The sequence below is a fragment of the Rhizobium sp. TH135 genome, from assembly GCF_002855515.1.
Taxonomy (GTDB): Bacteria; Pseudomonadota; Alphaproteobacteria; order Rhizobiales; family Rhizobiaceae; genus Allorhizobium.
Map to the genome: position 1 here is coordinate 323,176 of NZ_PKRP01000006.1, position 25,308 is coordinate 348,483.

The 25,308-nt window shown below is 62.9% G+C and carries 31 protein-coding genes; 13 read left to right on the top strand and 18 right to left on the bottom strand.

Annotation, left to right across the window (positions count from 1 at the left end; all coding sequences use genetic code 11):
• Positions 1–16 precede the first annotated feature (16 nt).
• Positions 17–481, bottom strand: coding sequence for a YcgN family cysteine cluster protein (locus tag C0V73_RS19055; RefSeq protein WP_102021729.1), 465 nt, complete (start codon positions 479–481; stop codon positions 17–19).
• A 325-nt stretch (positions 482–806) separates the two neighbouring features.
• On the opposite strand from C0V73_RS19055, the gene C0V73_RS19060 reads away from it, so the two are divergent.
• The gene (locus tag C0V73_RS19060) at positions 807–3,017 is read left to right on the top strand and encodes a PBP1A family penicillin-binding protein (protein ID WP_102021730.1); all 2,211 of its coding nucleotides are present in this window, start codon (positions 807–809) and stop codon (positions 3,015–3,017) included.
• A 312-nt stretch (positions 3,018–3,329) separates the two neighbouring features.
• On the top strand, positions 3,330–4,520 hold the full coding sequence (locus tag C0V73_RS19065) for a GGDEF domain-containing protein (RefSeq protein WP_245408028.1): 1,191 nt from the start codon (positions 3,330–3,332) through the stop codon (positions 4,518–4,520).
• A gap of 72 nt (positions 4,521–4,592) precedes the next feature.
• Here the strand turns inward: C0V73_RS19065 and C0V73_RS19070 are convergent, their stop codons facing one another.
• On the bottom strand, positions 4,593–5,048 hold the full coding sequence (locus C0V73_RS19070; RefSeq protein ID WP_172450231.1) for a cupin domain-containing protein: 456 nt from the start codon (positions 5,046–5,048) through the stop codon (positions 4,593–4,595).
• A 74-nt stretch (positions 5,049–5,122) separates the two neighbouring features.
• Positions 5,123–5,323 (bottom strand): hypothetical protein, encoded by a 201-nt coding sequence (locus tag C0V73_RS19075; protein ID WP_102021576.1) that lies wholly within the window; start codon positions 5,321–5,323, stop codon positions 5,123–5,125.
• Positions 5,324–5,420: 97 nt separating this feature from the next.
• Between C0V73_RS19075 and C0V73_RS19080 the strand changes: the two genes are divergently transcribed.
• Positions 5,421–6,326 (top strand): LysR family transcriptional regulator, encoded by a 906-nt coding sequence (locus C0V73_RS19080; protein WP_102021577.1) that lies wholly within the window; start codon positions 5,421–5,423, stop codon positions 6,324–6,326.
• A 38-nt stretch (positions 6,327–6,364) separates the two neighbouring features.
• On the opposite strand, the gene C0V73_RS19085 is transcribed toward C0V73_RS19080, so the two are convergent.
• The gene (locus C0V73_RS19085) at positions 6,365–7,138 is read right to left on the bottom strand and encodes a class I SAM-dependent methyltransferase (protein WP_102021578.1); all 774 of its coding nucleotides are present in this window, start codon (positions 7,136–7,138) and stop codon (positions 6,365–6,367) included.
• Positions 7,139–7,431: 293 nt separating this feature from the next.
• On the opposite strand from C0V73_RS19085, the gene C0V73_RS19090 reads away from it, so the two are divergent.
• A complete protein-coding gene (locus tag C0V73_RS19090; RefSeq protein WP_102021579.1) occupies positions 7,432–8,115 on the top strand; it encodes a permease in 684 nt (227 codons plus the stop codon).
• 18 nt (positions 8,116–8,133) lie between these two features.
• Here C0V73_RS19090 and C0V73_RS19095 read toward each other — a convergent pair whose 3' ends face one another.
• The 3 genes from C0V73_RS19095 to C0V73_RS19105 form a co-directional block, all read right to left on the bottom strand.
• Positions 8,134–8,385: a hypothetical protein gene (locus tag C0V73_RS19095; RefSeq protein ID WP_102021580.1), complete on the bottom strand. Its 252-nt coding sequence runs from the start codon at positions 8,383–8,385 to the stop codon at positions 8,134–8,136.
• 201 nt (positions 8,386–8,586) lie between these two features.
• Entirely contained in the window at positions 8,587–9,105 is a 519-nt protein-coding gene (locus C0V73_RS19100; RefSeq protein ID WP_102021581.1) for a hypothetical protein, read from the bottom strand.
• A 129-nt stretch (positions 9,106–9,234) separates the two neighbouring features.
• Positions 9,235–10,128, bottom strand: a complete 894-nt coding sequence (locus C0V73_RS19105; RefSeq protein WP_102021582.1) for an NAD(P)-dependent oxidoreductase — start codon at positions 10,126–10,128, stop codon at positions 9,235–9,237.
• Between the two features lie 149 nt (positions 10,129–10,277).
• Between C0V73_RS19105 and C0V73_RS19110 the strand changes: the two genes are divergently transcribed.
• The 4 genes from C0V73_RS19110 to C0V73_RS19130 all read left to right on the top strand — a co-directional run bounded on the left by C0V73_RS19110 (position 10,278) and on the right by C0V73_RS19130 (position 12,626).
• Positions 10,278–10,757, top strand: coding sequence for a DUF3833 family protein (locus C0V73_RS19110; protein ID WP_172450232.1), 480 nt, complete (start codon positions 10,278–10,280; stop codon positions 10,755–10,757).
• Positions 10,758–10,845: 88 nt separating this feature from the next.
• Entirely contained in the window at positions 10,846–11,223 is a 378-nt protein-coding gene (locus C0V73_RS19115) for a PH domain-containing protein (protein WP_102021584.1), read from the top strand.
• A gap of 270 nt (positions 11,224–11,493) precedes the next feature.
• On the top strand, positions 11,494–12,078 hold the full coding sequence (locus C0V73_RS19125; RefSeq protein WP_102021586.1) for a DUF1214 domain-containing protein: 585 nt from the start codon (positions 11,494–11,496) through the stop codon (positions 12,076–12,078).
• A complete protein-coding gene (locus C0V73_RS19130; RefSeq protein ID WP_102021587.1) occupies positions 12,075–12,626 on the top strand; it encodes a DUF1254 domain-containing protein in 552 nt (183 codons plus the stop codon). Before C0V73_RS19125 ends, C0V73_RS19130 begins: the two co-directional genes overlap by 4 nt.
• Positions 12,627–12,638: 12 nt before the next feature.
• Here C0V73_RS19130 and C0V73_RS19135 read toward each other — a convergent pair whose 3' ends face one another.
• Complete coding sequence (locus C0V73_RS19135) at positions 12,639–13,565, bottom strand: HD domain-containing phosphohydrolase (protein WP_102021588.1); 927 nt, start codon at positions 13,563–13,565, stop codon at positions 12,639–12,641.
• A 277-nt stretch (positions 13,566–13,842) separates the two neighbouring features.
• Complete coding sequence (locus C0V73_RS19140) at positions 13,843–14,055, bottom strand: hypothetical protein (protein WP_102021589.1); 213 nt, start codon at positions 14,053–14,055, stop codon at positions 13,843–13,845.
• A gap of 325 nt (positions 14,056–14,380) precedes the next feature.
• On the opposite strand from C0V73_RS19140, the gene C0V73_RS19145 reads away from it, so the two are divergent.
• A complete protein-coding gene (locus C0V73_RS19145; protein ID WP_245408029.1) occupies positions 14,381–15,520 on the top strand; it encodes a DUF2336 domain-containing protein in 1,140 nt (379 codons plus the stop codon).
• Between the two features lie 132 nt (positions 15,521–15,652).
• Here C0V73_RS19145 and C0V73_RS19150 read toward each other — a convergent pair whose 3' ends face one another.
• The 6 genes from C0V73_RS19150 to C0V73_RS19175 all read right to left on the bottom strand — a co-directional run bounded on the left by C0V73_RS19150 (position 15,653) and on the right by C0V73_RS19175 (position 20,796).
• Positions 15,653–16,000, bottom strand: coding sequence for a DUF1491 family protein (locus C0V73_RS19150; protein WP_102021590.1), 348 nt, complete (start codon positions 15,998–16,000; stop codon positions 15,653–15,655).
• A gap of 77 nt (positions 16,001–16,077) precedes the next feature.
• Complete coding sequence (locus tag C0V73_RS19155; protein ID WP_102021591.1) at positions 16,078–16,386, bottom strand: HigA family addiction module antitoxin; 309 nt, start codon at positions 16,384–16,386, stop codon at positions 16,078–16,080.
• A gap of 9 nt (positions 16,387–16,395) precedes the next feature.
• Positions 16,396–16,686 (bottom strand): type II toxin-antitoxin system RelE/ParE family toxin, encoded by a 291-nt coding sequence (locus C0V73_RS19160; RefSeq protein WP_102021592.1) that lies wholly within the window; start codon positions 16,684–16,686, stop codon positions 16,396–16,398.
• 42 nt (positions 16,687–16,728) lie between these two features.
• On the bottom strand, positions 16,729–18,192 hold the full coding sequence (locus C0V73_RS19165; RefSeq protein ID WP_245408031.1) for a methyl-accepting chemotaxis protein: 1,464 nt from the start codon (positions 18,190–18,192) through the stop codon (positions 16,729–16,731).
• A 92-nt stretch (positions 18,193–18,284) separates the two neighbouring features.
• Positions 18,285–19,280, bottom strand: coding sequence for a peptidoglycan-binding domain-containing protein (locus tag C0V73_RS19170; RefSeq protein ID WP_102021593.1), 996 nt, complete (start codon positions 19,278–19,280; stop codon positions 18,285–18,287).
• Positions 19,252–20,796 carry a HAMP domain-containing sensor histidine kinase gene (locus C0V73_RS19175; protein WP_245408032.1) on the bottom strand — a complete coding sequence of 515 codons (1,545 nt, stop codon included), beginning with the start codon at positions 20,794–20,796 and terminating at the stop codon, positions 19,252–19,254. Before C0V73_RS19175 ends, C0V73_RS19170 begins: the two co-directional genes overlap by 29 nt.
• Positions 20,797–21,254: 458 nt before the next feature.
• On the opposite strand from C0V73_RS19175, the gene C0V73_RS19180 reads away from it, so the two are divergent.
• The 4 genes from C0V73_RS19180 (at position 21,255) to C0V73_RS19195 (ending at position 23,084) form a co-directional block, all read left to right on the top strand.
• A complete protein-coding gene (locus C0V73_RS19180) occupies positions 21,255–21,719 on the top strand; it encodes a DUF5330 domain-containing protein (RefSeq protein ID WP_102021595.1) in 465 nt (154 codons plus the stop codon).
• A gap of 261 nt (positions 21,720–21,980) precedes the next feature.
• Positions 21,981–22,241, top strand: coding sequence for a ribbon-helix-helix protein, CopG family (locus tag C0V73_RS19185; RefSeq protein WP_102021733.1), 261 nt, complete (start codon positions 21,981–21,983; stop codon positions 22,239–22,241).
• Positions 22,238–22,558, top strand: a complete 321-nt coding sequence (locus C0V73_RS19190; RefSeq protein WP_102021596.1) for a type II toxin-antitoxin system RelE/ParE family toxin — start codon at positions 22,238–22,240, stop codon at positions 22,556–22,558. The genes C0V73_RS19185 and C0V73_RS19190 overlap by 4 nt, the downstream gene beginning before the upstream one ends.
• A gap of 109 nt (positions 22,559–22,667) precedes the next feature.
• Complete coding sequence (locus C0V73_RS19195; RefSeq protein ID WP_102021597.1) at positions 22,668–23,084, top strand: SufE family protein; 417 nt, start codon at positions 22,668–22,670, stop codon at positions 23,082–23,084.
• A 19-nt stretch (positions 23,085–23,103) separates the two neighbouring features.
• Here the strand turns inward: C0V73_RS19195 and C0V73_RS19200 are convergent, their stop codons facing one another.
• The 3 genes from C0V73_RS19200 to C0V73_RS19210 form a co-directional block, all read right to left on the bottom strand.
• Positions 23,104–24,006 (bottom strand): DUF6456 domain-containing protein, encoded by a 903-nt coding sequence (locus C0V73_RS19200; protein ID WP_245408033.1) that lies wholly within the window; start codon positions 24,004–24,006, stop codon positions 23,104–23,106.
• Positions 24,007–24,022: 16 nt separating this feature from the next.
• On the bottom strand, positions 24,023–24,466 hold the full coding sequence (locus C0V73_RS19205; RefSeq protein WP_245408034.1) for a helix-turn-helix domain-containing protein: 444 nt from the start codon (positions 24,464–24,466) through the stop codon (positions 24,023–24,025).
• 217 nt (positions 24,467–24,683) lie between these two features.
• Complete coding sequence (locus C0V73_RS19210; protein WP_102021598.1) at positions 24,684–25,112, bottom strand: MucR family transcriptional regulator; 429 nt, start codon at positions 25,110–25,112, stop codon at positions 24,684–24,686.
• Positions 25,113–25,308: the final 196 nt, after the last annotated feature.

A 25,308-nucleotide genomic window follows, 5' to 3' on the forward strand; every position in this document is an offset into this window, starting at 1 on the left:
CAGCGATCGACCATCCCTACCGCCGCTCCTCACCCACATGCATGGGCCAGTCCACCACGTAATTCTCGAGATCTTCGACATCGAGGCCCTCTTCGGAAATCGTGCGGCCGCGGGCGGAGATGCCGGCCTGATGCACGGTTTCGGGGTCGCCCGAGACCAGCGGGTGCCACCAGTAGAGGTCGAGGCCTTCGTCGATCAGGCGGTAGCCGCAGGTCGGCGGAAGCCACTGGATTTCGCGCAGGCCCTGCAGTGTCAGTTGGATGCAGTCGGGCACGGTGGCCTGGCGGTTTTCGTAGTCGGAGCAACGACAGCTGTCGCCGTCGAGCAGGCGACAGGCAACCGAGGTGAAGACGACCTCGCCGGTGTCCCAGTCCTCCAGCTTGTTGAGACAACAGAGGCCGCAGCCGTCGCAGAGGCTCTCCCATTCGGCATTGCTCATCTCGGCGAGCGTCTTGGTTTTCCAGAAGGGTTGTTCGGTCATCGGCTCGTTCAACTGACTGTCGTTTCCAGGGGCATTGGCGCTTTATGATCACAGCCCCGGCGGTTGCCCGCTTCGGGCCGGTGGCAGGGGTGCAACGCTTGTCGTCAAAAGCGCGCCCTCACCTCGACCGGGTTCACCATGGCCCGTGAAACCGCTTGTTCTTTGGCGGCAAATCGCCCATCACTCATGGAAGACGACATGCCCCTTGATCCCCTGGGTCCTGATCCCAATCGGCGGGCGCGTCAAGGGAGCGGACAACAAGTTTTCGGGAAAAGCCACGGTGGCCGATAGCGACAAGCCTGACGATCTGGACCCGGTTGAGCGCCTGGGCGCTGCCGACGGAGACGATCGGCTAACCTCCGCGCGGCCCGAGGCAAAGGCCCAAAAGCCGCAGAAACTGAAGCGCCACGTCTTCCTCAAGATCGACAGCTGGCTCGATTCAACCCTGTGGAACGCCGGCTATGATCTGGCTGAGACCTGGGAGGAGATCAGCATCTTCTTCCGCCGCTTCCGTGTGCGGGGGCTGAAGAAGCTTGGCTTCGAGATTGCCGGCGAAGCCATGACGCTCGGTACCGCCGGTATGGTCGTTTTGCTGGCGCTTGCCCAGCCGGCCTTCGAGGAGACGAAGAAAGACTGGCGCAACCACGACAATTTCGCCGTCACTTTCCTTGATCGCTACGGCAATACGATCGGGCATCGCGGCATCATTCACGAGAATTCCGTGCCGGTCGACGAGCTGCCGGACCATCTGGTCAAAGCCGTGCTGGCGACCGAAGACCGCCGTTTCTTCGAGCATTTCGGCATCGATTTCTTCGGCCTTGCGCGCGCCATGAGCGAGAATGCCAAGGCCGGCGAAGTGGTCCAGGGCGGTTCGACGCTGACGCAGCAGCTGGCGAAGAACCTCTTCCTCACCAATGAGCGGTCGATCGAGCGCAAGATCAAGGAAGCTTATTTGGCGCTCTGGCTCGAGGCGAACCTCTCGAAGAAAGAGATCCTGTCGCTCTATCTCGACCGCGCCTATATGGGCGGCGGCACGTTTGGCGCGGCCGCGGCCTCGCAATTCTATTTCGGCAAGAACATCACCGAGGTGACGCTGGCGGAAGCGGCCATGCTCGCCGGCCTCTTCAAGGCGCCGGCAAAATATGCGCCGCATGTCAACCTGCCGGCAGCGCGCGCGCGCGCCAATGACGTTCTGACCAACATGGTGCAGAGCGGGCTGATGACCGAGGGCCAGGTGGTCGCGGCGCGGCGCAACCCGGCCTCCGTCATCGACCGCGACGAAAAGGAAGCGCCCGATTTCTTCCTCGACTGGGCGTTTGAGGAAGTGCAGCGGATTGCCGCCCGCTTCAAGGATCACACGCTCGTCGTGCGCACCACGATCGATCTTGGCCTGCAGCAGGCAGCGGAAGAGGCGGTTGCCTCGTCGCTGCGCGAATATGGCGAGAGCTACAATGTCCGCCAGGGCGCGCTTGTGATGATCGAAGGCGGCGGCGCAGTCCGGGCCATGGTCGGCGGACGGGACTATGGCGAAAGCCAGTTCAACCGCGCCACACGGGCGCTGCGCCAGCCGGGCTCGTCCTTCAAGATGTACACCTACGCGCTTGCCATGGAGAACGGCTATACGCCCGAGACTGTCGTGACCGACGGCCCCGTCTCCTGGGGCAACTGGAGCCCGCAGAATTACGGCCGCAGCTATTCCGGCCGGGTGACCATGGAAACGGCGCTGGCGAAATCGATCAACACGATCCCGGTGCGGCTCGCCAAGGAAAAGTTCGGCATCGACGCCATCATCCAGACCACCAAGGCCATGGGTGTGGAGACGCCGATCAAGAAGGATGTGACCATTCCGCTCGGCACCGCCGAAGTGACCGTCATGGACCAGGCAACCGCCTATGCGGTGCTGCCGGCCGGCGGCAAGGCCTCGCGCCGGCACGGCATTGCCCAGATCAGCAATTATGCCGGCGAGGTGCTCTATGAATTCGAGCGCGACGCACCGGTGGCCGAGCAGATCCTGACCGAGCAAGCCGCGCTCTACATGAACCAGATGATGACCAAGATCCCCTATATCGGCACGGCGCGGCGCGCCGCTGTCGACGGGGTCTTGACCGCCGGCAAGACCGGTACGACGCAGGCTTACCGCGACGCCTGGTTCGTCGGCTATACCGGCAACTACACGGCCGCCGTCTGGTTCGGTAATGACGACTATACCTCGACCAACAACATGACCGGTGGCTCGCTGCCGGCGATGACGTTCAAGAAGCTGATGGATTACGCCCATCAGGGCATCGACCTGAAGCCGATTTTCGGCATCGACCAGCCCATGCCGGAACGGGAAGAAAAGCCTGAAGTGGCCGACGCCGCCAATCCGGATGCGCTGCCGCCGATGGTGCGCCCGCGCTCGCTTTCGGCGCAATCGACACGGCTGATCCGCGACATGGCTGCACGGCTGAAGGCAGCGGAGGCGCTTGCCGCACCCGCCGCCGGCACCGCCCAGGCGGCCGTCGAGCCGCAAACGACCGGCGCAACCACACGTTAAGACAATTGCAGGTTTACGGGTGGGTAACGAGCCCGCCCCTGATCTGCGACGTCGACAGGTCTGATTCGGCTGTCCTTGCGCCCGTTACCGCCCGCCAAAGCCGCCGGACACCCAATACCATCCTGAATTGAAACAGCTTTGCGCGGCGACCGCGCAGATCAGCGCGCAGATTTACGTTTCATTCACCATAGGCTCTTTGTTCATCCATGATTTCTCGTATTGGCACAGGGCCTTCACCCCAAATTAAGGGGGCCGCCCCTAGCTTGGCCTCGTTTTCGAATGACCCATATTTCAATCGGTGATTGGACATCCATGATGAGATGGCTCGGACTTCCCGCACGACCCCGCCTTACGGTGGAGCAATATGCGGCCTTTCTGGAATCCCGGGCCCCACTGCGCAGCCGAATGTTGCGTGCTGCCGTGTTCTGTGTCCTCGTCTTCTATCTCGGCTGTTTTCTTTTCGATCTCTGGTTGCTGGGCGATGTCACCATGCTGTCGGCGACGCTGCGCTTCGGCGTCATGCTGCCGATCGCCATCGGCCTTCTCGCCTATATCGGTGCCGACCATCCGGTGGAGAAGAAGGAGATCGCCGCGATCCTGGTGGCGCTCTTTGCCAATGTCTGCTGGTGCGTGATCCTGGTGTCGAGTTCGAGCCCCGGCGTGCTCACCTATTTCTACGCCGCGACGAGCTTCCAGATGGCGATCACCATTGCAGCCGCCTCGCCCTTCCGGCCGGCGCTGCGCGCCAGCATCTTCACCTTCTGCCTGAACTATTCGGCGATCTGGTTCATCGAGGGCGCCACGCCCTCCTATGTGATCCAGCATCTGGCAGTCTACATGCCGACCGTCATCATGACGCTGCTCGTTTCCTACCAGCTTGAGGTGGAGGCGCTGACCAGCCATCTGCAGATGGAAGAAAACGAGGCGCTGAAACGCGAACTCTCCCGCCAGAACAAGGATCTGGCCCGGCTGTCCGTCACCGATCCGCTGACCCGCCTGTCAAACCGCCGCGGCACCGAGATGGAGCTGACACGGTTGATGGCCGAGACGCCGGATGCGGCGAGACGCGTGGTGCTGCTGGTGGCCGATGTCGACCACTTCAAGGCCTATAACGACGCCTATGGCCATGGCGCCGGCGACGACTGCCTGAAGCGCGTCGCGCGCGCCATGCGCCGGGCGCTACCGATCGAAGCCCACCTCGCCCGCCATGGCGGCGAGGAGTTCGTGGCGATCATGGCGGATGCCGATCCGGATACCGCAGCAGCCCTTGCCGAAAGCCTGCGCCGGGCCGTGCGCCAGCTTGGCGTCGCCCACGCCTATACCGGCGACCGCAATGCGCATGTCACGATCAGCGTGGGTGCCGCCTGCGGGCCGATCCAGCGTGAGGGCGATTTCGAACGCCTGCTGGACGCCGCCGACCGGGCGCTCTACGCCGCAAAGGGCGACGGCCGCAACAGCTGGCGTGTGAGCGTGCCGGATGAGGCAGAGCGCGTGGTGGCGTGAGTAATATTCAGGCCGGAAGACTAGGACAGTGCCGCCGCATAGCTATCCATGGACGGCACTAGTCAGCATTCCTCATGCAATCGGCGGTCCAACGAGATCGATGGCGTGCGCGCCACAGATCTGGGCCAGCGCCTGCTGTTGCTCGGGGGTCGGCGGCAGTTGCTCGGGCAGTTCATCGGTTTCGGCCGGTTGGGCTGCGGCACGGACCATGTCCTCGAAGGGACCATTGGTGATCGTGAGGAAGCGGCCGTGGTCCGACAGGACCCGGAAGGTATGGACGCTGCCCTTTGGCATATGGATGGTGTCGCCCTTGACGGCCTCGGTCACCTGGCCCTCGCACTGAAAGCGGAACCGGCCTTCCAGGATGAAAAAGGTTTCGCTTTCCTGATGGTGCACATGCAGAGGCGGCCCGAAATCCTTGGCCATGCGATGTTCGATGATCGACATGCGTTCCGCGTTGTCTGACTGCTTCAGATGGATCAGCAGATGGGCGTTCATAAACCAGAGACTATCGGCATTTGCGGTCATTTTTCTATTCCTTTCGTTGCTTTGGTGGGGCGTGTTGAGCCACGCGCTCCAGCATTGGTTTTGCATGATGTTGGTCAGGCCAATTCGGTCCTGGAGCTTTTGAAAGCGCGCATTTGGCGGGCGTGAAACCAGCGACGCGGCTCCTCGCCCGAAGACGGGATGTCCTGTCGAAAGTCAGCTCTGCCAAAGGCATGATCGGCGTGAGCGCCGACACGAACCCGGCAGGTCTGCGTGTGGCGAACCCTTGAGATCGCCGTGACGACGAAGGCTTTCATGTTCTTCTCCGAGACCCGATGTTGGTGCGCCCGGTTTATCAAGGAACCCTGAAATGATAAGACCGATCATCGAGCATCATTGTATGGAAGAACGACCATGCGGTCCGTCGACCCGTTGGAAGGCCTCGCGTCCTTCATCACTGTCGCGAAGCATCTGAGCTTCACCAAAGCGGCGGAGGAACTGGGCATGTCGCGGGCCACGGTGGGCGCTCAGGTTCAGGCGCTCGAGGCCAAGCTCGGTGTTCGACTTTTGCAGCGCTCAACACGCGCTGTGGTCCTAACCGAAGCCGGGGCCGCCTATTTCCAATCACTGATCGGCATCATTCCGCAGGTCCGCGAGGCCGAGCGTGCGGCACAGAGCTATCAGGAAGAGGTGGTCGGCCGGCTGAAAATGACCGTGCCACCCGAGTTCGCGCAGATGCACATGGCTCCGATCATCGCCGAGTTCCTCAAGCGCAATCCTTCCGTCTCCATCGACGTCACCTTCTCCCACCGGGCGATCAATTTGATCGATGAGGGCTATGATCTGGCCATTCGCGGGACCATTGTCCTCGAGCCCAATCTCATCACCCGCCATATCGGCGATTCACCGCTCATCATTTGTGCCGCGCCTGAATACCTCGAAAAGCATGGTGCGCCGACAGAGCCCATCGAACTTGCGGACCACGCATGCCTGCACTTTTCCGGCCTGCGCTGGGGCAATGTTTGGGTGCTCAAGAGGGACGGTCTGACGCTGCGCATCCCCATCGTGCCTCGGTATCTCGCCAATGACGGCATTACGTTGAGAGATGTGGCCGTTGCCGGCGCCGGCCTCACGCTGCTGCCGATGTTCGAGATCGGGCCAGAGATCCGGGACGGTCGTCTTGTTCGTGTGCTCGACTCATGGGAGATCGGCTCGGTGCCCATACATGCCGTCTATCCGGCCAACAAGAACATCGCGTCGAAGGTCAGGCGTTTCACGGACTTTCTGGTGAAACGATTGCCGCAGGACGCCTTCTCCTAACAGGGCAAACGCGTCGTTCGCGATCCCTGCAGCAAGCCTCAGTCTTTCGCGCCGATCGGATACAGAAACAACCGTGTCTTGCGGCTGTCCGACAGTTCCCAGATCTCGTCCGGGTCGATATCCGGCACGGCGAAGCTGTTGGAGACGAAGAGGCTGCCGGGTTTCATCTCGGTCGAGAGCTTTTGCCACAGCGCCGCCATGGGGGCGGGAGAAAGGAAGGCGTAGACGATGTCTTCCTGTGAGACATCCGTCTTCCAGAGGTCCCCGCGGCGGATCTCGCCCTTGCCGGTGAGGACCGAGAGAAGGCGGGCGGCGAGATAGACGGCGGGGGCGTTTTCCACCCCGCGCGCCCGCCTGCCCTCGCCATAGAGTGCGCGGACCACACCGCCCAGCCCGCAGCCGAGATCGAGCACGCGGGTCGCGCCCCGATCCCGCATCATGTCTGTCAGTACCGAGGCGGTCTCGCGGTTGGTGAGGTAGAGCGGCACGCGGCCGCGCGTGGTGTTGGAAAAGACGAGCGCCAGCGCGAGAAAGGCAAGACCGAAGGGCCAGGCGGGCAGATTGCCGATGAGGAAGGCGGAGCCCATGGCGAGCGGGAAGAGGAAGGCGATCAGGAGCCACCACCGGGCAAGACCGAGAGCCCGGGTGATGCCGGCGGCGATCAGGCCCTGCAGCACAAGGGCAATGGCGATCAGCGGCAGGCGCTCCACCGAGGTCGACAGCGGCGCTGTTACGGCCGCCACGACCGGCAAGGCCACGACCTGGGCCAGGAACGCGCCGAGGATCGGCGTCTTGCGGAAGAGTACGAGCATCGGGTCTCCGGAGGCATTGCGTGTGCGCGACACTGGCAGGGGGTGGGGTGATTCTCAAGGGCCGCGGTTCGCCCTCGCCTTCGGGGTGAGGGTGGGGTGAGGCTTCGCGGTGGGTGGTCTTTGAGGGGGATTGGCCCGTGTGTCACCCCCACCCGCCGCTTCGCGTCGACCTCCCCCCCCCCTCAAGGGGGAGGTGGATGGCTTGCGCCGGGCTGCCACGGCTGGCATCGTCTGAGGCTGAACCTTGCCGTGCCCGGATGTGTCGGCGGGGTGGTCACTCTCGAGGAAAACGCATGGATTTCATGAGGCTGCTGAAGTCGCTGGAGGAGTTGCTCTATGAGCTCGTCTCCTGGCTGGTCTTCTATCCCCTCACCTTCTGGCGGGCGCTGACGCGGCCGCTCAGCATGATGCGCTATGCGGATATCGAGCTTAGCGACCGGCTGGAAGATCAGTATGACGACACGGTGAGCCCGCCGCTTTTTCTGCTGATCACGCTGCTTCTCTCCCAGGCCCTGTCGACGGCCTTTCCGTCGACGAGTGCGGCCTCTGCCGAGGCGGCGGCGCTGACGCATTCGACCTCCAACCTGTTGATCGCGCGCGGCGTGATCTTCGGGATCTTTCCTATGGCGATGGCGGTGACCCTGCTCAAGCAAAAGCGGGTGCCGGTGACGCGATCGACGCTCCGGCCGCCTTTCTTCAGCCAGTGCTATGTGGCTGCTCCCTTTGTCTTTCTCGTCGGACTGGCGGTCGACCTGCTCGCCATGCCGGGCGGTCGGGGTCTGGAGCTTGGCGCGCTTGCGCTCGCCATCGCCATCTTCTGGTATGGTCAGGCGCAGCTTCGCTGGTTTCGGCAGGATCTCGGGATCGGCTTTTTGAAAGCGGGCGCGCTTTTTCTCCTGGCCTTTATCCTGGCAACGATCTGTTCGCTTGCCATCGCGGTGGCGGTTGCCACCCAGCTGCCGCGCTGGAATGCCTGAAGACCAGGATTGGCAGGATCAGTGACGGCGTTCGGCGTCAGCAGACGGTGGTGCGCGCGGCGCGAGCACCCGGTCGACTTCCGCCTCCAGAAGGACCTTCTCGCGGCTGTCGAAATCACGGAAGCCATGAATGGCGGCATGTGACCACAGGATGCGGCCGGAGAGGAGCGGCGCATCGACCGTAGCAATCAGATGCCCGTTCATCGCCACGTCGAAGGTGACGAAGTTCTGGCCGCGCATTTCACTTTGCGCGACATTGGCAATCTGCATACGGCGCTCCGCCAAAGCTCCCCCCAAACTCCTTAAGGCCCCCGCTTATGCAGGGGTTTCGAATGTCCTTATATACAGAAACACCCGCGCCGGTTGGGTCTTTTTGGATTTTTCCAGTCAAAAATTGCAGGCCAAACGCCGGGCGGTGTTGGGGCGCCCGGCGTCTTCCTGGCGTGCGGCTCGTTTGGTCTTTCCACGCCATCAGCGGCTGTCGCGACGCGCCTGACTGTCTTTGACGAATTGCGAGACGCGGCCGACCTCCATCGGATTGACGAGATCCGGGCCACGCTTGTTGGGCACGGATCGCATGCCCTTCTTCGCGCGGCGGGACGCTGGTCGGTTCGGCCTGCTTGCGGCACGGCGCATCTCCAGCGCCTTTTCGGCATTGCGCTTCAACTCATCGCGGGACGAGAAGCGCTTGCGGCGGGCGACTTCGGCATTAACGCGCTGGAGGGCGGCGGAAAGGGCCGCGAACTTCTCGCGACTGCCGGCATTTTCGGCAGCAGGCTTGGCACCTGACGGCGCCGCCTTGCCGCGCATTTCGCGGCGCTGGCGGCTCGCGATATCACGGGCGCGGTCCCGCCGGTCGCGCAGGGTCTTGCGCAGGTTGGAAAGGTCCTCATCCGTGCCTTCGGCGAGGGTCGGATGCCGCGAGGCCTCCACGAGTTCCTTCTCGGTCTCGTCGAGAAGTCGCAATTCCATCCGGCGTGCCTGGGCCATATCGGTCTCCCTTGTTCATGTATTCATCACGATAACAATGGGATAACGGGAGGGCTCAAGCATGAGTTCCGCCCGATCGGAACCGGGCGGTTGACATTCGGGTGAACGAGACTTGATCCCCGGCAGGCCTCAGACCTTCACATATTTGCGCCAGTCGTGCTCTTCCTTGAAGCCCAGGACATCGCGGATCTTGGCGTTGGAGAGCGGGGCAGCAAAGCCGTCGAGATCGCCCGTGATCGGCGTGTTGGGCGCCCACTTGGCCAGGAACTCGCGGGTCGGCACGGTCGCCGTGATCGTGTCGTTGACAGCGTTGAAGACCTGGAAGCCGAGGCCGTCCTTCGCCACGCAGAGATCGACGATCTGGCCAAGATCGCGGGCGTCGATATAGGACCAGGCATTGCGCTTGCGGCATGGCGGATCGGCGAGATAGCCGGGGAAAGCCGCGTAGTCTTCCGGCGCGATGACATTGCCGATCCTGAGTGCGTAGACGTCGATGCCGTAGCGCATGGCGAAGGCACGCGCGGTCTTTTCATTGACCACCTTGGAGAGGCCATAAGAGTCCATCGGGTCGGTGTCGTAATCTTCGGTCAGCGGGAATTCGTGATAATCCTTGTCGCCTTCGGCAAAGCAGACGCCATAGGTGGTTTCCGACGAGGCGATGATGACCTTTTTGATGCCGAGCTTGGCCGCGGCCTCGATGACATTGTAGGTCGAGACGGTGTTCTCGGCGAAGGTCTTGTTGTCAGGATGCATCAGGATGCGGGGCACGGCGGCGAAATGCACGACCGCATCGACCGGCTTCGGGCCACCCGCCTCTTCATAGCCGTCATAGCCAAAATGGCAGGACAGAGCGTTGAAGACTTCGCCCGGATCGGTGACGTCGGTCAGGAGCGTGTGCACGCCCGGCACGTCAAGCACGGCGCGGTCGACATTCAGCACCTTGTGGCCCTTGTCCAGGAGGTAGGGCACGACATGGCGCCCCGCCTTGCCGCTGCCGCCGGTAAACACGATCCGCTTGCCCATGGTGATCCTCCTCGAAGATTGGTTGTCTGACGACCAGATAGCGCGGCGTGAGGAAAAGGGTAAGGGGGAAAGCGGTGTGTTCCGGCTTCAGGGAACCTCAGCCGCAGCCCCCGTGTTTATGCCGTCACACCCAACCCAGGAGAGATGCCGTGAAACTCGAGGATTTTGCAGAGAGAGAGCCCAGGTTCATTCTGGAGGAATTCTTTTCCGGCACGCTGCGCGGCTGGGGTGTGACCATCGGTCGGCTCGGCGGCTTCCAGAACCGCTTTACCATTGACGCCCGCGGGCGCTTCGACCCGGAGGCAAATGTCCTGTCGCTGACGGAGGACTATTTCTTCGATGACGGCCATTCCGACACCCTGACCTGGACGATCCTCAAGCGCGAGGAGAACCGTTACGAGGGGCGCGAAACCCTGATCGACGGCGTGGCCGAGGGCGACCAGGCAGGCTCTGCCTTCCGCTGGCAATATGCCCGCGACGTGCCGGATGCCGATGGTGCAAAGACCCGTTTCGGCTTCGACGACTGGTTCATCCTGCATGACGAAAAGCATATGAGCGTGCATGCGTCGCTGACCAAGCTCGGGGTCGAAGTGGCGACGATCGAGGCGTTTTACGAGAGGGTGGGCTGAGCGCCAGGCGGGGATTGGACGGCCGAAGCGGTCTTGACGGCTTCGCGCCCCCTTCCCATTTCCGCTTCGACACCACAGGAGGATGACGATGGGACTGTTCGACGGATTGCTGGGCCATGGATCGAGCGTCGACCCGGGCGATCTTGCCAAACGCCTGGACGGCGTGTTGATCGACGGCGAGCAGGTTTCGCTTGCCTTCAAGGTCATCCGCGATGTCTTCGTCTTTACCGACAAGCGGCTGATCCTGATCGACGTGCAGGGCATCACCGGTTCCAAGGTGGACTATATGTCGGTGCCCTACCGGGCCATCACCCGCTTCTCCGTCGAAACCGCTGGCACCTTCGATCTCGACAGCGAGTTGAAGATCTGGGTTTCCGGCGCGAATGACCCGGTGACGAAGACTCTGAAGAAGGGCACGGATGTGCGCGGGATCCAGCGGGCGCTGGCGGCGGGGGTTTTGCGATAGCCGGCCCGAAAAACTCACTCATGTTGGGAAATCGCCCCTCACCCTGCCCTCTCCCCGCAGGCGGGGAGAGGGTGGAGCAAGCGGTCTCGATCTCGGCCTAATGCCCGCGTGCGGGGAGAAGGTGCCGGCAGGCGTATGAGGGGCTGTTGTCCATCTTTGCTTTGCACCTCCCCCACACCCCCAAACTTCCCTCACTCCCGAATCAGTGATACCCCTCGGGCACTGCCGCCTGGCGTTCTGCGCCCGTGTCCTCAAGGTTTCGTCCCGCCCGTGTTTCGTGTTCCGCTCATCGTCGCCACTGCGCTGATCATCGCCTTTGCCGGCGGGATCCTGTCGGCGCTTTCGATGCTGAATGCGTCCGTTGGTTTCGGGGCGATCGAGGTTGCGGGATGGCGGGCGTTTCCGGCGGCGCAGACGGCGGCGGCGGATCCTTATGCCAAGGCGCATCGGGCGAAGGGCGGGCGGCTGCTTTATGGATCGGCGGAAGGTTTGCAGTTTACGGCCGCGCGAGATGCCCAGGGGCTGACGCTGACGGGCACCTGTTCTTACCGGATGAGCGGGCGGACGCCTGCAACGCGGCTGTGGACTCTGTATGCCGCGGATGCCGATGGAAATCGGCTCAATGCGGGCGCGGAGCTACCGACGGCGAAGAATTCGCAGACGGTTCTGAGGCGTCGCGACGGGTCCTTTGACATCGTGATCTCGCGCACGGCGAAGGCTGGGAATTGGCTTGCCATTCCCGATGCCGGGGCCTTTCAGCTGGTGCTGACGCTGCTCGATACGCCGGCTGCGGCCTCCACCGGCCTGTCGGGCCTGTCGATGCCAGTGATCGAGCAGGTCGGATGCGGCCAATGAGCAAGTTTCTTTATGCCGTGCTGACCGGCCTTTTCGGCGCCGTGCTGCTGCACATCATCATCATTCTCGGCGTGCCGCATTTCACCGGCCGCGACGCCTATACCCGGGTGACGTCGGAAGGCGTGCCCTTCGTCTTCCATGCGCTTTCGGCAGCGCCGGATGCGGCCGGGCTTTCCAGCCTCGATCCCTATCTCCGGGTCGCGGTCTGCCATTTCGACATCGAGCGTCAGCCGCTGTCGCTCGTCGCACTGGGGGGCGGCGTGGACTTCTGGTCGGTCGCGCTTTACGACCGGGATGCCAATGAGGTGTTTTCGATGAACGACCGCACCTCGGTCGCTGGCGATCTCGATGTGCTGGTGGCGACCCCCGTGCAGGTGGCGCAGCTTCGCAAGACACCGATCGCGGCGCTTGCCGAGACGATCCTTGTCGAGCATCCGGGAACGGAAGGCTATGTGGTGCTGAGGGTTCTTGCCCCGCAGGAAAGCTATGAGGCGGATGCGAAGGGCTTTCTGGCGGACGCCGAATGCCTGCCGTTTACCGGGCGCTGATCAGGGCTAAGCTCAGTGCAGCGGCGCATCGGCGATGACGCTGCCGAGGCGGATGACCATCTTGCGATCGAAGAAATGCGGTCTTGCGAACATCCAGTCCAGCGCTTCCGTCGATGTCCAGGGGCGCTTGTAGGGGCGAACCGAGGTCAGGGCCTCGAAGACATCGCAGACGGTGCTGAGGCGAACCGGCACACTCAGATCCTTCTGCTTCAGTCCCAGCGGATAACCGGAGCCATCCAGCGCTTCGTGATGCAGGCGGCAGATATCGAGCACGACGGGCGGCAGGTCCGGATAGGACTGGAGCAGGCGATAACCGGCTTCCGGATGATTGCGGATGACGAGGCGCTCCTGGTCGGTGAGCTTGCCGGGCTTGGTCAGGATCTCGCTTGGGATGAGCAGTTTGCCGATATCGTGCAACATGCCGGCGACGCCGAGGATGCCGGTGGTTTCCTCATCCATTTCGAGCGAGCGCGCCAGAAGCGTCATCATGCCGCTCACCGCGAGCGAATGCACATAGGTCGTTTCGTCCTTGCTCTTCAGCCGAGTGACTTCGAGCGCAACGACCGTGCTATCCGACCAGATGCCGGCATTGTCTTCCGCGGCCTGGGTCAGATGCGCCATATCGACGGAGCGGCCGGCAACGAGATCGCCGAGGCTTGCCTTCAACGCCTTGGCCGATTGGGAGATTTCATTGCGCACCTCGGCACGGGCCCGATCGGACTTGGACTTCGATGGCCGAGCCTCGGGAGCGCGGCCGTCCGGGTCGAGGCCCAGCAGCACATTGATCGACACCTCGACGGCAGAGGTCGCCATGATGTCGTTCAGTTCGGCGTCGGTCTTGATGAGAAAACGGCGTTGCGCGAATTCCCGGCTGGGACAGGCAACGCTCTCAACGAACATGCCCTTGCGGATGCGGTCCTTGGCAATCTTCACCAGCATTTAAGTCAGCGGCGCTCCGCGAGAGACAGGACCTGAAGCAGGGCCTGGAGGCATTGCAGTGATATACCGCAATTTCATGGTTTATTGTATGTTATAAAAGTAATTGATACTCCGTGAATGACTTCGCCGACGTCCACAGATTGTGCACAACGCCAGCGAGCCAACCGGATCTTGCTGCGATGAGGTTTGAAACGCCAAGCCTTTGACGCGCGCGCGGCCTTGCTCGATGACGCGGCCCAACTGGGTTCAGAGAGCGCCTGGAGCGAAGCCCCACTCTTCAGTAGGGCCGACGACCGGGGCCGAACACGGGGCCTTGCGGTGCAGGCAATGCCGGCAGGGTCGGCAGTTCCACCCGTGGCCAGATGGCGTTGGGGTCCAGCCGCTCGTAGCGAATGCCGGTGAAGAAGAGGATCTCAGCCTTGTGGCCGCCCGTGCGGACGGCGCGGCGCGCGAGGTTCAGCCGATCCGAAATCCTGATGATATCCGCCATGCTCGTCTCCTTTCGAGAAGAAAGATCGAGAGGGTCGAGAGGGTCATCTCGCCCTGCCCTCCGCTTACGAGGGCCGGCACAATCCGGTTCATGTTGCGGAAAGTCACACACAAACCAGGGTCATCTGCGCCTTTCTCCGACGCGTTCCCCCTGTCGCGGTTCACCCCACGAAACGGGGTACGCATATGCCTAATATCGGAAACATGCGGCGAATCGTCTGTCTTGGCCATCCGCCTGTGCACAAGAAGCCATAGGTTAGTTAACAGCTTGCTAACAAATTCGTTCTAATCTGGCGCACATCTGTATTGCGTTGGAGTGGGTAGTCGTGAGCGAACAGTTCAGGGAGCTTGAGAGGCCGGCCGGCGCGCGGAACAAGGATGTCGTTCTGATGGCCACGGTCACGAGTTTCCAGGCGCTCTCCTTCCCCGGCAAGTCGGAGCTCCGACAATTTGCCGAGTTGTTCCAGCCGCTGTTTGCAGGCTCATCCATGGAAGCCCGGCGCGAGGCCGTGGCGGCGCTCTCGCAGAGCCCGAGCCTGCCGCTTTCGGTCGCGGCCTTCATCGCCAGCCAACCGATCTCGATCGCCGCGCCCTTCCTTGCCGCATCGCCTGCGCTCTCGGACGACATGCTGATCATGATTGCCCGGACGCAAGGTGCCGACCATGCCCGCGCCATCGTCAAGCGCGAGCGGTTGTCGCCAACCGTGATCGACGCGCTGGTGTCGCTGCGCCATGCGCTGCCGCCGCGCCCGGAAAAGGCAAAGGCGGAAGAGGCGAAAGTCGAGCCACCACAAAAGACTGCCCCGTCGAGCTTCGACAAGGTGATGGCGGATCTCGAGATGAGCGATCTGTCGGGCGCGGTTGCACCCCAGAAGACCGTGCCAGAGCCTGTGGCGCGCGAAGAGGCGCTGCGCCAGACCATCAAGCGCATGGCCGCTCAGCAACGCCCGGCGGCCAGCGACCGGCTCGGTCGCCGCCAGGCGACGCCGGTGCAGACGGCGCTTCTCGTTCGCTTTGCGCGCGCCCATGACGGCGGCTTCTTTGCCGCGACGCTGGCCGACATGCTGTCCTCCAGCCGCTGGCTTGCCGAGCGCATCCTGCTCGACATTTCCGGCCGGCAGCTTGCCACGACGCTTGCCGGCGTTGCCATGGACGAGCGCGAGGCGATCTTCATCCTCGAGCACATCTATCCGCATCTCGCACGGCGCGAGAATGATGCGAGCAGGGCGGAAAACCTGCTGTTCAGCCTGGATCCGGATCAGGCCGAGGCCCGGATCGATAGCTGGGTCCGCGCCGACCGTTATACCTTTGCCGGCGAGGAACTGCCGGCCGAGCCGCGCGATGCCGGCGGGCGCGAGACGGCCGCAGCCGTCACCCCGCTTGCTGCGGCCAACCAGGCCTCGCCCAAGCGCCAGCCGGTGGGCGACGAGCATGGGCGCCAGGTCCTCCGGGCGCGCAAGCGGTAAGGGACAAGGCTTCAGCCGTAGAGTAATGGTGGTCGACCTGGGCCTCTGTCGGCGCGGTGGTCACCCCACCCCGGCGCTTTGCGCCGACCCTCCCCCTCAAGGGGAGGGTGGATGCGATGGCCGACGCTGCCGTCAATTCTTCGGATCTGTCAGCACCAGATAGGTGCCGAGATCCTCCACCTCGATTTCGACCAGCCAGAGATCACTGTCGAATTTCTGCTCGCGGGCAATCAGCGCCTCGACGGCCTCGGGTTCAGCGCGTGTCAGGCGCGGCTCGAAGATGCGGTCGTCGCGATCCTGCTCGCAGATCATGGCCTGTGGCGCCGGGCCATACAGCGTCTCCAGGCCATCGCGGAAGCGCTGGCGCACGAAGATCGCACCCGATGCCTCCGAGCCCTTGGCGACGATTGCCGCATAGCCGCCGTCGGAGAAGACGCGGCGGGTGAGTGCGGACACGAAGATGTCGGAGCGGATGCGCATTGGGACGTTCTAGGGGAACGCGGGGTTGGCGTCGAGGGTGAGAGGCGCGCCAAGACGCCCGACAGTGGCAGTCTATGCTAGACGGCGGCCTTGTATGGCTGGACCACGATCTCGTCCGCACGGCGCCTTGCTGCCGCGATGTCGAAACTGTTCTGCATGCGCATCAAGGTGTCTATCGACACGCCGAAGGCTTTTTCGATGCGAAGGGCCATTTCTGAGGACAGACCGGCGCGCTGGTTCAACAAGGCGGAGAGCGCAGCGCGGGTGACGCCCAAGGCAGCGGCCGCAGATGTCACGTTGAGGCCAAGAGGCTCGATGATCTCATGGCGGATGAACTCCCCTGGATGCGCTGGAGACTTCATCCGATATCCCGCTTCGACGGTCATGCGCCACTCCTAGTGATAGTCTTCATAGTCAAGATCCACGATTTCGATCGTGGCCCCATCAATCCGGAAGGTCAGTCGCCAGTTTTTCGTCACGAAGAGGCTCCAGGTGCCTTTCCGGTCTCCAGTCAAACGATGTGCTTTCCAGCTAGGGATGGCCTTGAGCTCGTCTTCACGCTGCATGTCCTGCAGGAAGGACACCATGCGTCGCAGCTTGGGAACGACAGACGGCTGGAGTCCGGACCCATCGTCCGCCTCGATCAAACGCCGCAATCCCTCATGCAACACCGACCGTATCTTCATGACGAAAGATAGGCTCGACGGCGCAAAGCGTCAAGCGACGCTTTACACCTTCACCGCCAGCCGCAGCCCACCCCAATGACGCCCTGCGACGAAGATCGGGGCGGAGATGTCCTTCATCAGGACGAAATTGCCGCCGCCCATGTCGCGGCGGTAGGTCTGGACGAGGAAGGGGGCGGTGGAGCGGCCGGCGGCGAGGCCGACGCGGTCGTTGAAGATGCGGCGGTTGCGGCAGTTGGCCGTATTCCAGACCGTATCGCCCGGGCGCTGCGGCGCGGAGAATTTCTTGTTGTGGGTCGGCAGGTAGCCGTTTTCGTCGATGGCGGCGCAGAAGCCGATGCGGTCTGACGAGGCCGCAATCGGTTCGATGATGGCGGGCAGAACCTGATCGGTGAATTCGGTGAAGGCCGTCATCATCTGCACGGGATCGGTGCCAGGGATCGGGCGGTAGTTGCGATCGAAGAGGTCGCTGGATCTGATGCGGCCGCTGTCGACGGCCTGCTGGAAGACCTGGGCAATGCGGGCGGCGACATCAACGGCGGTGTCGATCCAGTCGCTGTCGGCGGTGCGGATGCCGGCACTTGCGGTCAGTTGGATCAGGGTTTCGGAGAGCGCCACGACCTTGTCGACGCGGCCAGCGGTTTGCTGCAGGTGGTGGTCGGACTGGCGGACTTCCGCGGACATGTCGCTCAAGGTGGCCACGAATTCCGAGCATTGGCGGTCGACCTGGTCGGTCGTCTGGGCCATGGCCGAGGATCCGTCGAGAATGCGGGTGATGACCTGCTCCATGGCGGAGAAGGAATTGTTCATGGCCTGCGAGGTCTCGCGCACGTCGCGGGCGCTGGCGGTTGCACCTCGGCCTGCATCCGTCAGGCGGACGATCTTGACGCGGATCTGATTGAGGGTTTCCTGGATGGCGCCGGTGGCCTGGGAGGTCTGCAGTGCCAGCGCGCGAACTTCGGCGGCGACGACTGCAAAGCCCTTGCCCGCCTCCCCCGCCCTTGCCGCCTCGATGGCCGCATTCAAGGCGAGAAGGTTGGTCTGACGGGCGATCGTGCCGATCTCCTCGGCGACCTTGTCGACCTCGGCGAGCGACTGGGAGAAGCTGCCGATCTCGGTGCCGATCTCCTCAGACGTCGAGACCATGTGGTCGATCTTGTCGACGGCGCCCGTGAGGCGCGTGGCGCTGTCGGTCAGCATGCGGCGCGCCTCGCCGGCCGTCTGGTCGGTCTCGCGCAGGGTGGAGGCTACGTCCCTATTGGTTTCGGCGATGGACAGCGCTGTCCGGGTAATGCCGTCGAAGGTGACGGCATGGCGCTTGGAAATGCCCGCGACATCCTGGATCGCGCCAGCGATATCGACGAGGTCGACGCCGAGAGTGGAGGCCTCTTCGGCCAGGCGCTGGACAATGCCCCGCAGGGTGGCGGCGTCAGCCTCCGGGCGCGGTGCTGTCACCGGCTCCCCGGAATGCGGGTCGTCGTCAAGGTGCGCGATCATCGCAGCTGTCATGGTTCATCCTCCTCCAATCGGAGAAGGATATCATTCGTATGATTAATGAGGGATTACTTTAGGGACTGTGAAAATTCACTTAGACAAAAGGCTCAGAGAGCGCCGATGTCTCTGAGTTTCTTGAGGACTGCAGCACTCGGCTCACCGGTCTCGGGCAGCTGGTAATGGCGCTCGAAGCGGCGGATGGCGGCGCGGGTATCCTCGCCGGGAACACCGTCAATGGTAACGTTCTTGTAGGCCATGTTGGAGAGGCCGCGCTGGATTTCCATGACCAGGCCGGGATCGAAATTGGCTTGCTGCACCGGCGGTGGGGCAGCCGCTTCGACAGCGCGTGGCGGCAAGGCCTGGACGGGCACGACCGGACGGCGCGGTGCGGTGACGACCTGGGTTTCGGCACGGCGGATGGCGGCGGCGACCGGATCCTCACCGCTGGTATTGACGTCCATCACCGGGCGCTGGGCGGGCACGGCGGCGGTGACGCCTCGGTCGAGGGTGAGCGCTGCCAAAAGCTCGGGGGTGACGAGGCCGTTTGCCTCCATGCCCACGGTCTTCTGGAAGACGGCAATCGCAGTCTCGGTGCGCGGGCCGATCACGCCGTCGGCTTCGCCGTCATAGAGGCCGCGGCGCAAAAGCTCGGCCTGGACCTGACGGATGAGGTCTGCGGTCTTTTCGGCATTGGCGGGCAGGCTTGCGGGCAGTGCGGCAAGCGTCTCGGCTGCCGGTGCTGGTTCAACCGGATCGGCGGCGGACGTTGCCTCGGCATCCGGCTTTTCGCGCTCGATGCGGAAGGTGGTGACGGTCTCCGGATCGCGCTCGCTCAGGAGGGGTGCGCGCGGCACGCCGGCAAGTGCGGTGAAATCCTCGGCGTTGCGAGTGCGCAGGAAGGGCGACGGATGCTGGCCGGGTTGATACCAGAGAGCGTTGGCAGCGATGGTGCCGAAGACGAGGGTAAAGCAGACGGCGCCGCCGACGGCGCGCGGATGGCGCCCGGCCAGGCGCACAAGTGCGCCTGCGCCCTTCGACAGAACGAGGAGGGCCTTGCTGCCCGCCTTCTTCTTCTCAGGCGATTTTCGCTTTCGCTTCGTCATGCCCCGGTGCTTTCCCACCCCTCTTGCGATTCTCTCCCGTCTCGGCCAGGCGCGGCGGGAATTCGACCATGTTCGTTTCACAGGCAGCCCTGGCGCCAGAGCCGTCGACCGGCAGCGTCACCATGACCACGGTGCCCTCGCCCGGCCGGCTTTCGATCCGGAAGCTGCCGCCGTGGAGGGCCGTCAATCCCTTTACCAGCGAAAGCCCCAGGCCGGAACCCTCGTAGTTGCGATTGAGATCGTTCTGCACTTGTGCGAAGGGGCGGCCGAGCAGCGCCATCTTCTCCGCTGCGATGCCGATGCCCGTATCGCTGATGCTGATGGTGACCTCGTTGCCGCTCCTGGCGGCATCAATGGTGACTGCTCCGCCGGCATCGGTGAACTTGATGGCGTTGCCGACAAGATTGATGACGATCTGGCGGAGCGCCCGGCCATCGGCCGTGACCTCGCCAAGGCCCTTGGGCAGGCGGCTCGTCAGCTTCAGCCCCTTGGTCTGGGCCTGCAGCGACAGCATGCGCTCGCATTCCGTCAGGGTGTCGGCGAGGTCGAAGTCCTCAAGCATGAGTTCATAGCGGCCGGCCTCGATCTTCGACATGTCGAGCATGGTATTGACCACAGACAGCAGATGGGCGCCGGACTGGCGGATCAACTGGACATATTCGCGCTGGCGATCATTCTCGAGCTTGCCGAAATATTCGCCGATGAGGATGTCGGAAAAGCCGAGTATGGCATTGAGCGGCGTGCGCATCTCGTGGCTGACGGCTGCCAGGAAGCGGCTCTTGATCTCGTGGGCCGCACTTGCCTCTTCTTCCTTGCGCACGACCACATCGCGCATTGCCATCTCGCCCTCGATGTCGAGCATCTGGGCACGGACGGCGGAGAGCGTGCCGTCTTCGGCGCGCACGGCGGTCATGTCGAGGCGGACGTTGAGGAACTGGGCCTGATCGAGGCCGATCACCGGGCGGTCGAGGCGCAGATCGGTGACGACGACATCGGCACCGAGGCGCAGTTCATCGAGCGCCTGGACGAAGGCCAGCCGGTCGGAGACATGCACCTGCTCGACGAAAGGACGCGACAGAGGCTCGCGCAGGAAGGACAGGAACATCTGGCGATCGCGCCCACCCGCCTGCCGGACGACACCGGTGGCATCGAGGGCGAGGAACAGGCCCGGGCAATATTCATAGGGGTCGCCGGCTGCATCGTCGGCCAGCAGGGGACGCGCCTCGGCGCTATCGGCGCCTAGGCGGCGACCGGCAACAAGGGCGACGGCAGCGAGCAGATAAATGGCGGTGGCCAGCGCAAAGCCGATCGGCAGGCCGGTTGCTGCACCGAAGAAGAGAGTGAGGCCGACGGGCACGGCAATGAAAGCCGGCGACAGGGCAAAAGTCAGCTTGCGCAGGGCTGCGATCTCGGCCCGTTCGGCCGGACGGCCAGCGGCATGACGCGACAGGAGCCGGGCAAGCAGCCCGTCCATCGTTCTCGTCAGTCCATCCGACATTTTACGCAATACAACCACGCCAGAAATCCGCGACCGGTTCATCTGATTTATCGCCAGACGATAGGCCGGACGCGCTTAAGGAATAGATAAGGCTGAGCCCCGGATGGGGCCTCCAGAGGCCGATCTGATCCGAAACAGGACAGGAGAATGATGCTTTCAGCAACATGGTTAACGGGGCGTAAGCGCTGAAATCATTCAACTTTTCTGAAGAGCGTTAAGACTTGTGGTGGGCGATGCCGGCGAGAAGCGGTGGATTGTCGGGTCACCGCCACATTTATGCTTAACGCCAAAGGCTAAACTTTTATGCATGCGTCCCGAAACGGCGAGATCACTCAAATTTTAGTCAAATTCGCTTCAAAACCGAGCGGCTTTCGAAAAGCGATTTTGGCGAATCAAACCTAGGGTCGTATCCATGAGTTCGGGGAGAAACCCGGACCGTTCCGGCAAAGACCGGCAACAGGGATTTGGTGAAGACCATGTGGTTTCTAATCAAGGGAACTTTCTATTGCACCGCGACGCTGGTCGCACTGTCCTTCCTCGCGGCACCGCCGGCCGAGGAGCGCGATGGCGCTGGCTTCGACATGGGTGCGGCCATGACCGCGGCGAGCGGTGCCTATGAGTATGTGACGTCGCTCTGCGTCGAGAAGCCAGAGGTTTGCGAAAAGGGTGCCGAGACATTCCAGGCACTCGGCCAGCGGGCCCGCGAAGGGGCCCTTGTCGCCTATCAGCTGCTCGACAAGCAGTTCACCGATGACGGCGCGACTGCCGTGGCGGACGAGAGCCCTGCGCCGAAGCGCGGCGTTGTCGAGATCGTCCAGCCGGCCGTCGCGACACCTGAGATCGCCAATGTCGAGGCCGAGGCGCCTGTCATCACCGGCACGGTGACACCGACCGAGCGGCCGCGGCATCTGCCCAAACCCTACCAGCCGCCGAGGCCCTGAGGGCTCAAGCGCTTCCCTCGATTGCCAGTACGCAATCACCTAAGAATTCCGGGGCGTTTGCCCGCCCCCTCCCCGCTTGCAGCCGGTCCTGCCATGGACCGGATGCCTGTCTGCCTGTCCCTGACTGAATTCGGCATTTGCCGGGCCGCGTAGCGCAAGCTGCGCGGCTTTTCTTTTTCGGGGTGCCGGGTAAGGGGCTTGAGGCTGTTGAGAGGGACAATGATTTGTCTTACATTGTCTTTCACACAGCAGGAGCATGTCATGGCCGAGGTAAAGCAAACAGAGTCCGTCACGCTGCGGATACCGTCTGACATCCTCTGCGATATCGATCGGATTGCAGAGGCTGCAGAGCGCTCCCGGAGTTACATCATTCTTCGCGCCTTGAAGGGTTACCTTCTTCATGAGGGGGCGGATCTGCTCGCGGCCATTGAAGGGCGCGCACAGCTGGACGCGGGCGAGCATGAGGACTTCGATGCCGTGCTCGCCGAAATGGACCGCATCATGGCCGGTAAGGTGGCATGATCTCCATCCGGCTTTCTCGCAAGGCCGCAGACTATGTAAGGCGCGAGAGCACCTATTTCAGAGAGCGAAGCCCCTCCGCCGCAAAGGCTTTCGTCCAGTCGATGAAGCGGGCACGCACGCTCCTGCAGGACTTTCCGCATGCCGGCAACACAATGCACGGGCTCCAGATCGCGGGCTTTCGCACCCTCGTCGTAGGCGAATACCTGCTCGACTATCGACTTCGAGATGCTGTTATCGAGATCGTGGCGATACGCCATGGACGTATGCAAATAGCCATGCCTGAGATCGATGATCCGGACACGCTAGCGGACAAGTGACGTCTCAGTCTGTGTTGGACCGACCATCGACAGGTTTACTTGCCGCAGCCGGTTCAAAAGCTTGTGGGTCTGGCCTATATCGGTCCCACGAAACGTATCGGTGGGCAGCATGGCGACTTTAAACGAAATGATCGACGACTTCGGCTTCCTGGATGATTGGGAGGATCGGATGCGTTACGTCATCGAGCTCGGCAAGGCGCTGCCCGACCTGCCGGATGCGGAAAAGACGGCCGAGAACAAGGTGCAGGGTTGTGCAAGCCAGGTCTGGCTCTCGGTCTCATCCGGCGACGGTGCTGACCCCGTGATGCAGTTTCGCGGCGACAGCGATGCCTTCATCGTGCGCGGGCTCGTGGCCATCGTGCTGGAAGCCTATTCGGAGAAAAAGGCCTCCGACGTGGTCGCTTTCGATGCGCTCGACCTGTTCAAGCAGATCGGACTTCTCGAACATCTGACCGCCCAGCGAGCCAATGGCCTGCGCTCGATGATCCAGCGCATCCGCGAAGAGGCCGCCCGCCGGCTGGTGTGACGTTGCGGCTCAACTGATATCACCCGATCCGTGCCCGGAAGTCGTCGTCGCCCCAGTGGCGCGGTCGGGCGTTTGATGGCGGGGGCGCGTAGTGGCGGGCGAGTGCGAGAAGGGCTGCGCGCAGCATGAGCTTGGCGGAGCGGGCCGGCCATTGGCGTTCGCGCTCCACGGTTTCCAGACCCTTGCCGAAGCAGCAGATGTCGAGTGCCACGCCTGACAGTTCCGGTCCCATGGCATCCACAGCGCGATTGATGCGGCTTCTCGCGGCGATCCTGTTGTCGGCGAGTTCGACGGCAGCCGGGGCAGCCCCCTTGGCCCTGGCAGAAAGACGCGGTTGCCAGCTGGCCGTGATCCTGGGCTGGAGGCCGGCAAAGTCGAAATCGGCAGCGAGCCGTTCGCCGGCGGCCAGCGCCTCCTTCGACAGGAAGGGCCTGCCGTCCTTTTCCTTCAGGCGCAGAAGCGGAAAGAGTGGGGATTCCTGCAGGTTGCGGCGCACCGGCTGACGGCCTTCGGGGGTGACCAGCGTCTCGACCTCGATTGCGCGATGCTGGGTGGCGTGGGCCTCGTCGGGCACATCGCAGAGATCGCGGCGCAGCCATGCGGCCGTCTCGGCGGTCGCGTTGTAACCTTCCGAGGATGGTGAAAGCAGGCCCTCGGAGGCCAGGCGGGCGAGAATATCTGCCGTCGGCGGCTCGCCTTGGAGATGTCGTTCAGCCGCCGGTGTGAGCGGGCCTGACAGCGCGCGCCGGAGGATCTGGCGGATCTGCTTGCGCTCGGTGCGCGTCACTGTCGAGGCGAGGACGCCGGCCGAGGACATGGCGGGTGATGTTGGCGCTCGGCCTCTCTCCCCGGCAGTATGGCTGCCGGCTAGGTTGCCCGTTTCGATGTGGTTTTCGTTGATCTGGCTGTTCTTGTCGATCATCGCTTGCCCCTCCCCTTCACACAGGCCGGCCGGCGAGCAAATGGACAGCACTTGCCATACGCTCGACGATGGCAACGAAGGTGTCGTAGGCGCGGTCGTCGCGGCGGTCTTCGACCATGCGGCAGGCATGGCCGACCGTGGAGCGATCACGACCGAAGGCTTGCGCAACCTCTCCCATCGGCATGGAGTAAGCGACATGGCAGACATACATGGCGACCTGCCGGACATGGCTCGTGGCGCGACGGCCGGGATCCTGGTCGTGTTCGAGGCCGGTCGCACGGAGTAGTTCCTCCGTGAGCTGGCGGACGATCATGCAGAGCAGACGCCGTTCGGGGGTGATCGGGCGAATGCCGTCCGGGTCGAGATCATCCAGGGCGATGTCTGCCGGATCCCATTCGACGGCGCTCGCCGCAGAGAGGGCTCCGGGCGGCAAAGGGGGAATTTGTGGGTCGATCGCCATGGCTCACCTCGTAATAGGATTTTCTTCCTATTTAAGCTAGCAAGTCTGGCGGGTTTGGGAACCCCATGATTTTAGGGTAATGGCGATTTCTGGAGGAGTCGCGGTCGAACTCCGCCAGCCTACGGGGAGACGTAGGTATATTTTCCTTACTCCAAACATGACAAAGGCCGGTCAAAGACCGGCCCATATCGAGATCGCCGTCTTGACGCCAGAGGGCTTACTTGGCGCGCTTGCGGCGCTGGCCGAGGCCCATTTCCTTGGCGAGGCGCGAGCGCGCTTCGGCATAGGCGGGAGCAACCATCGGATAGTCGGCCGGCAGGCCCCACTTCTCGCGATATTCTTCCGGGGTCATGTTGTAATGGGTCATCAGGTGGCGCTTCAGCGACTTGAACTTCTGACCATCCTCGAGGCAGATCAGATAGTCGTCCTCGATCGACTTGCGGATCGGAACCGGCGGCTTCGGCTTTTCAACAACAGCCGGCACCGGGGTCGGCGAGGCAGTGTTGTTCAAGGCCTGATGGACGTCGGCGATCAAATTCGTCAGATCGCTGACCTGGACCATGTGGTTGCTGACATAGGCCGCTACGATGTCGGCTGTCAGTTCCACGAGCAACTGCTGGCTCGGTCCCTGCTGTACTTCACTCATTCACTTCTCCTGTTCTCATCGTGCGGGGATCCGCCGTCCCTCGCAGACAACATTCCACTTTCCGGTCCACCTGCTTGCGCAGACAGACAAGATCAAACTAAGCCCCACAAAGATCACCAATCGTTCCGGCACGGTCCCCAAACCGTCCGTTTTTCTGCTCGCCGGCTTTGGAGAAGATCAGCTGAGTTTCGGCACT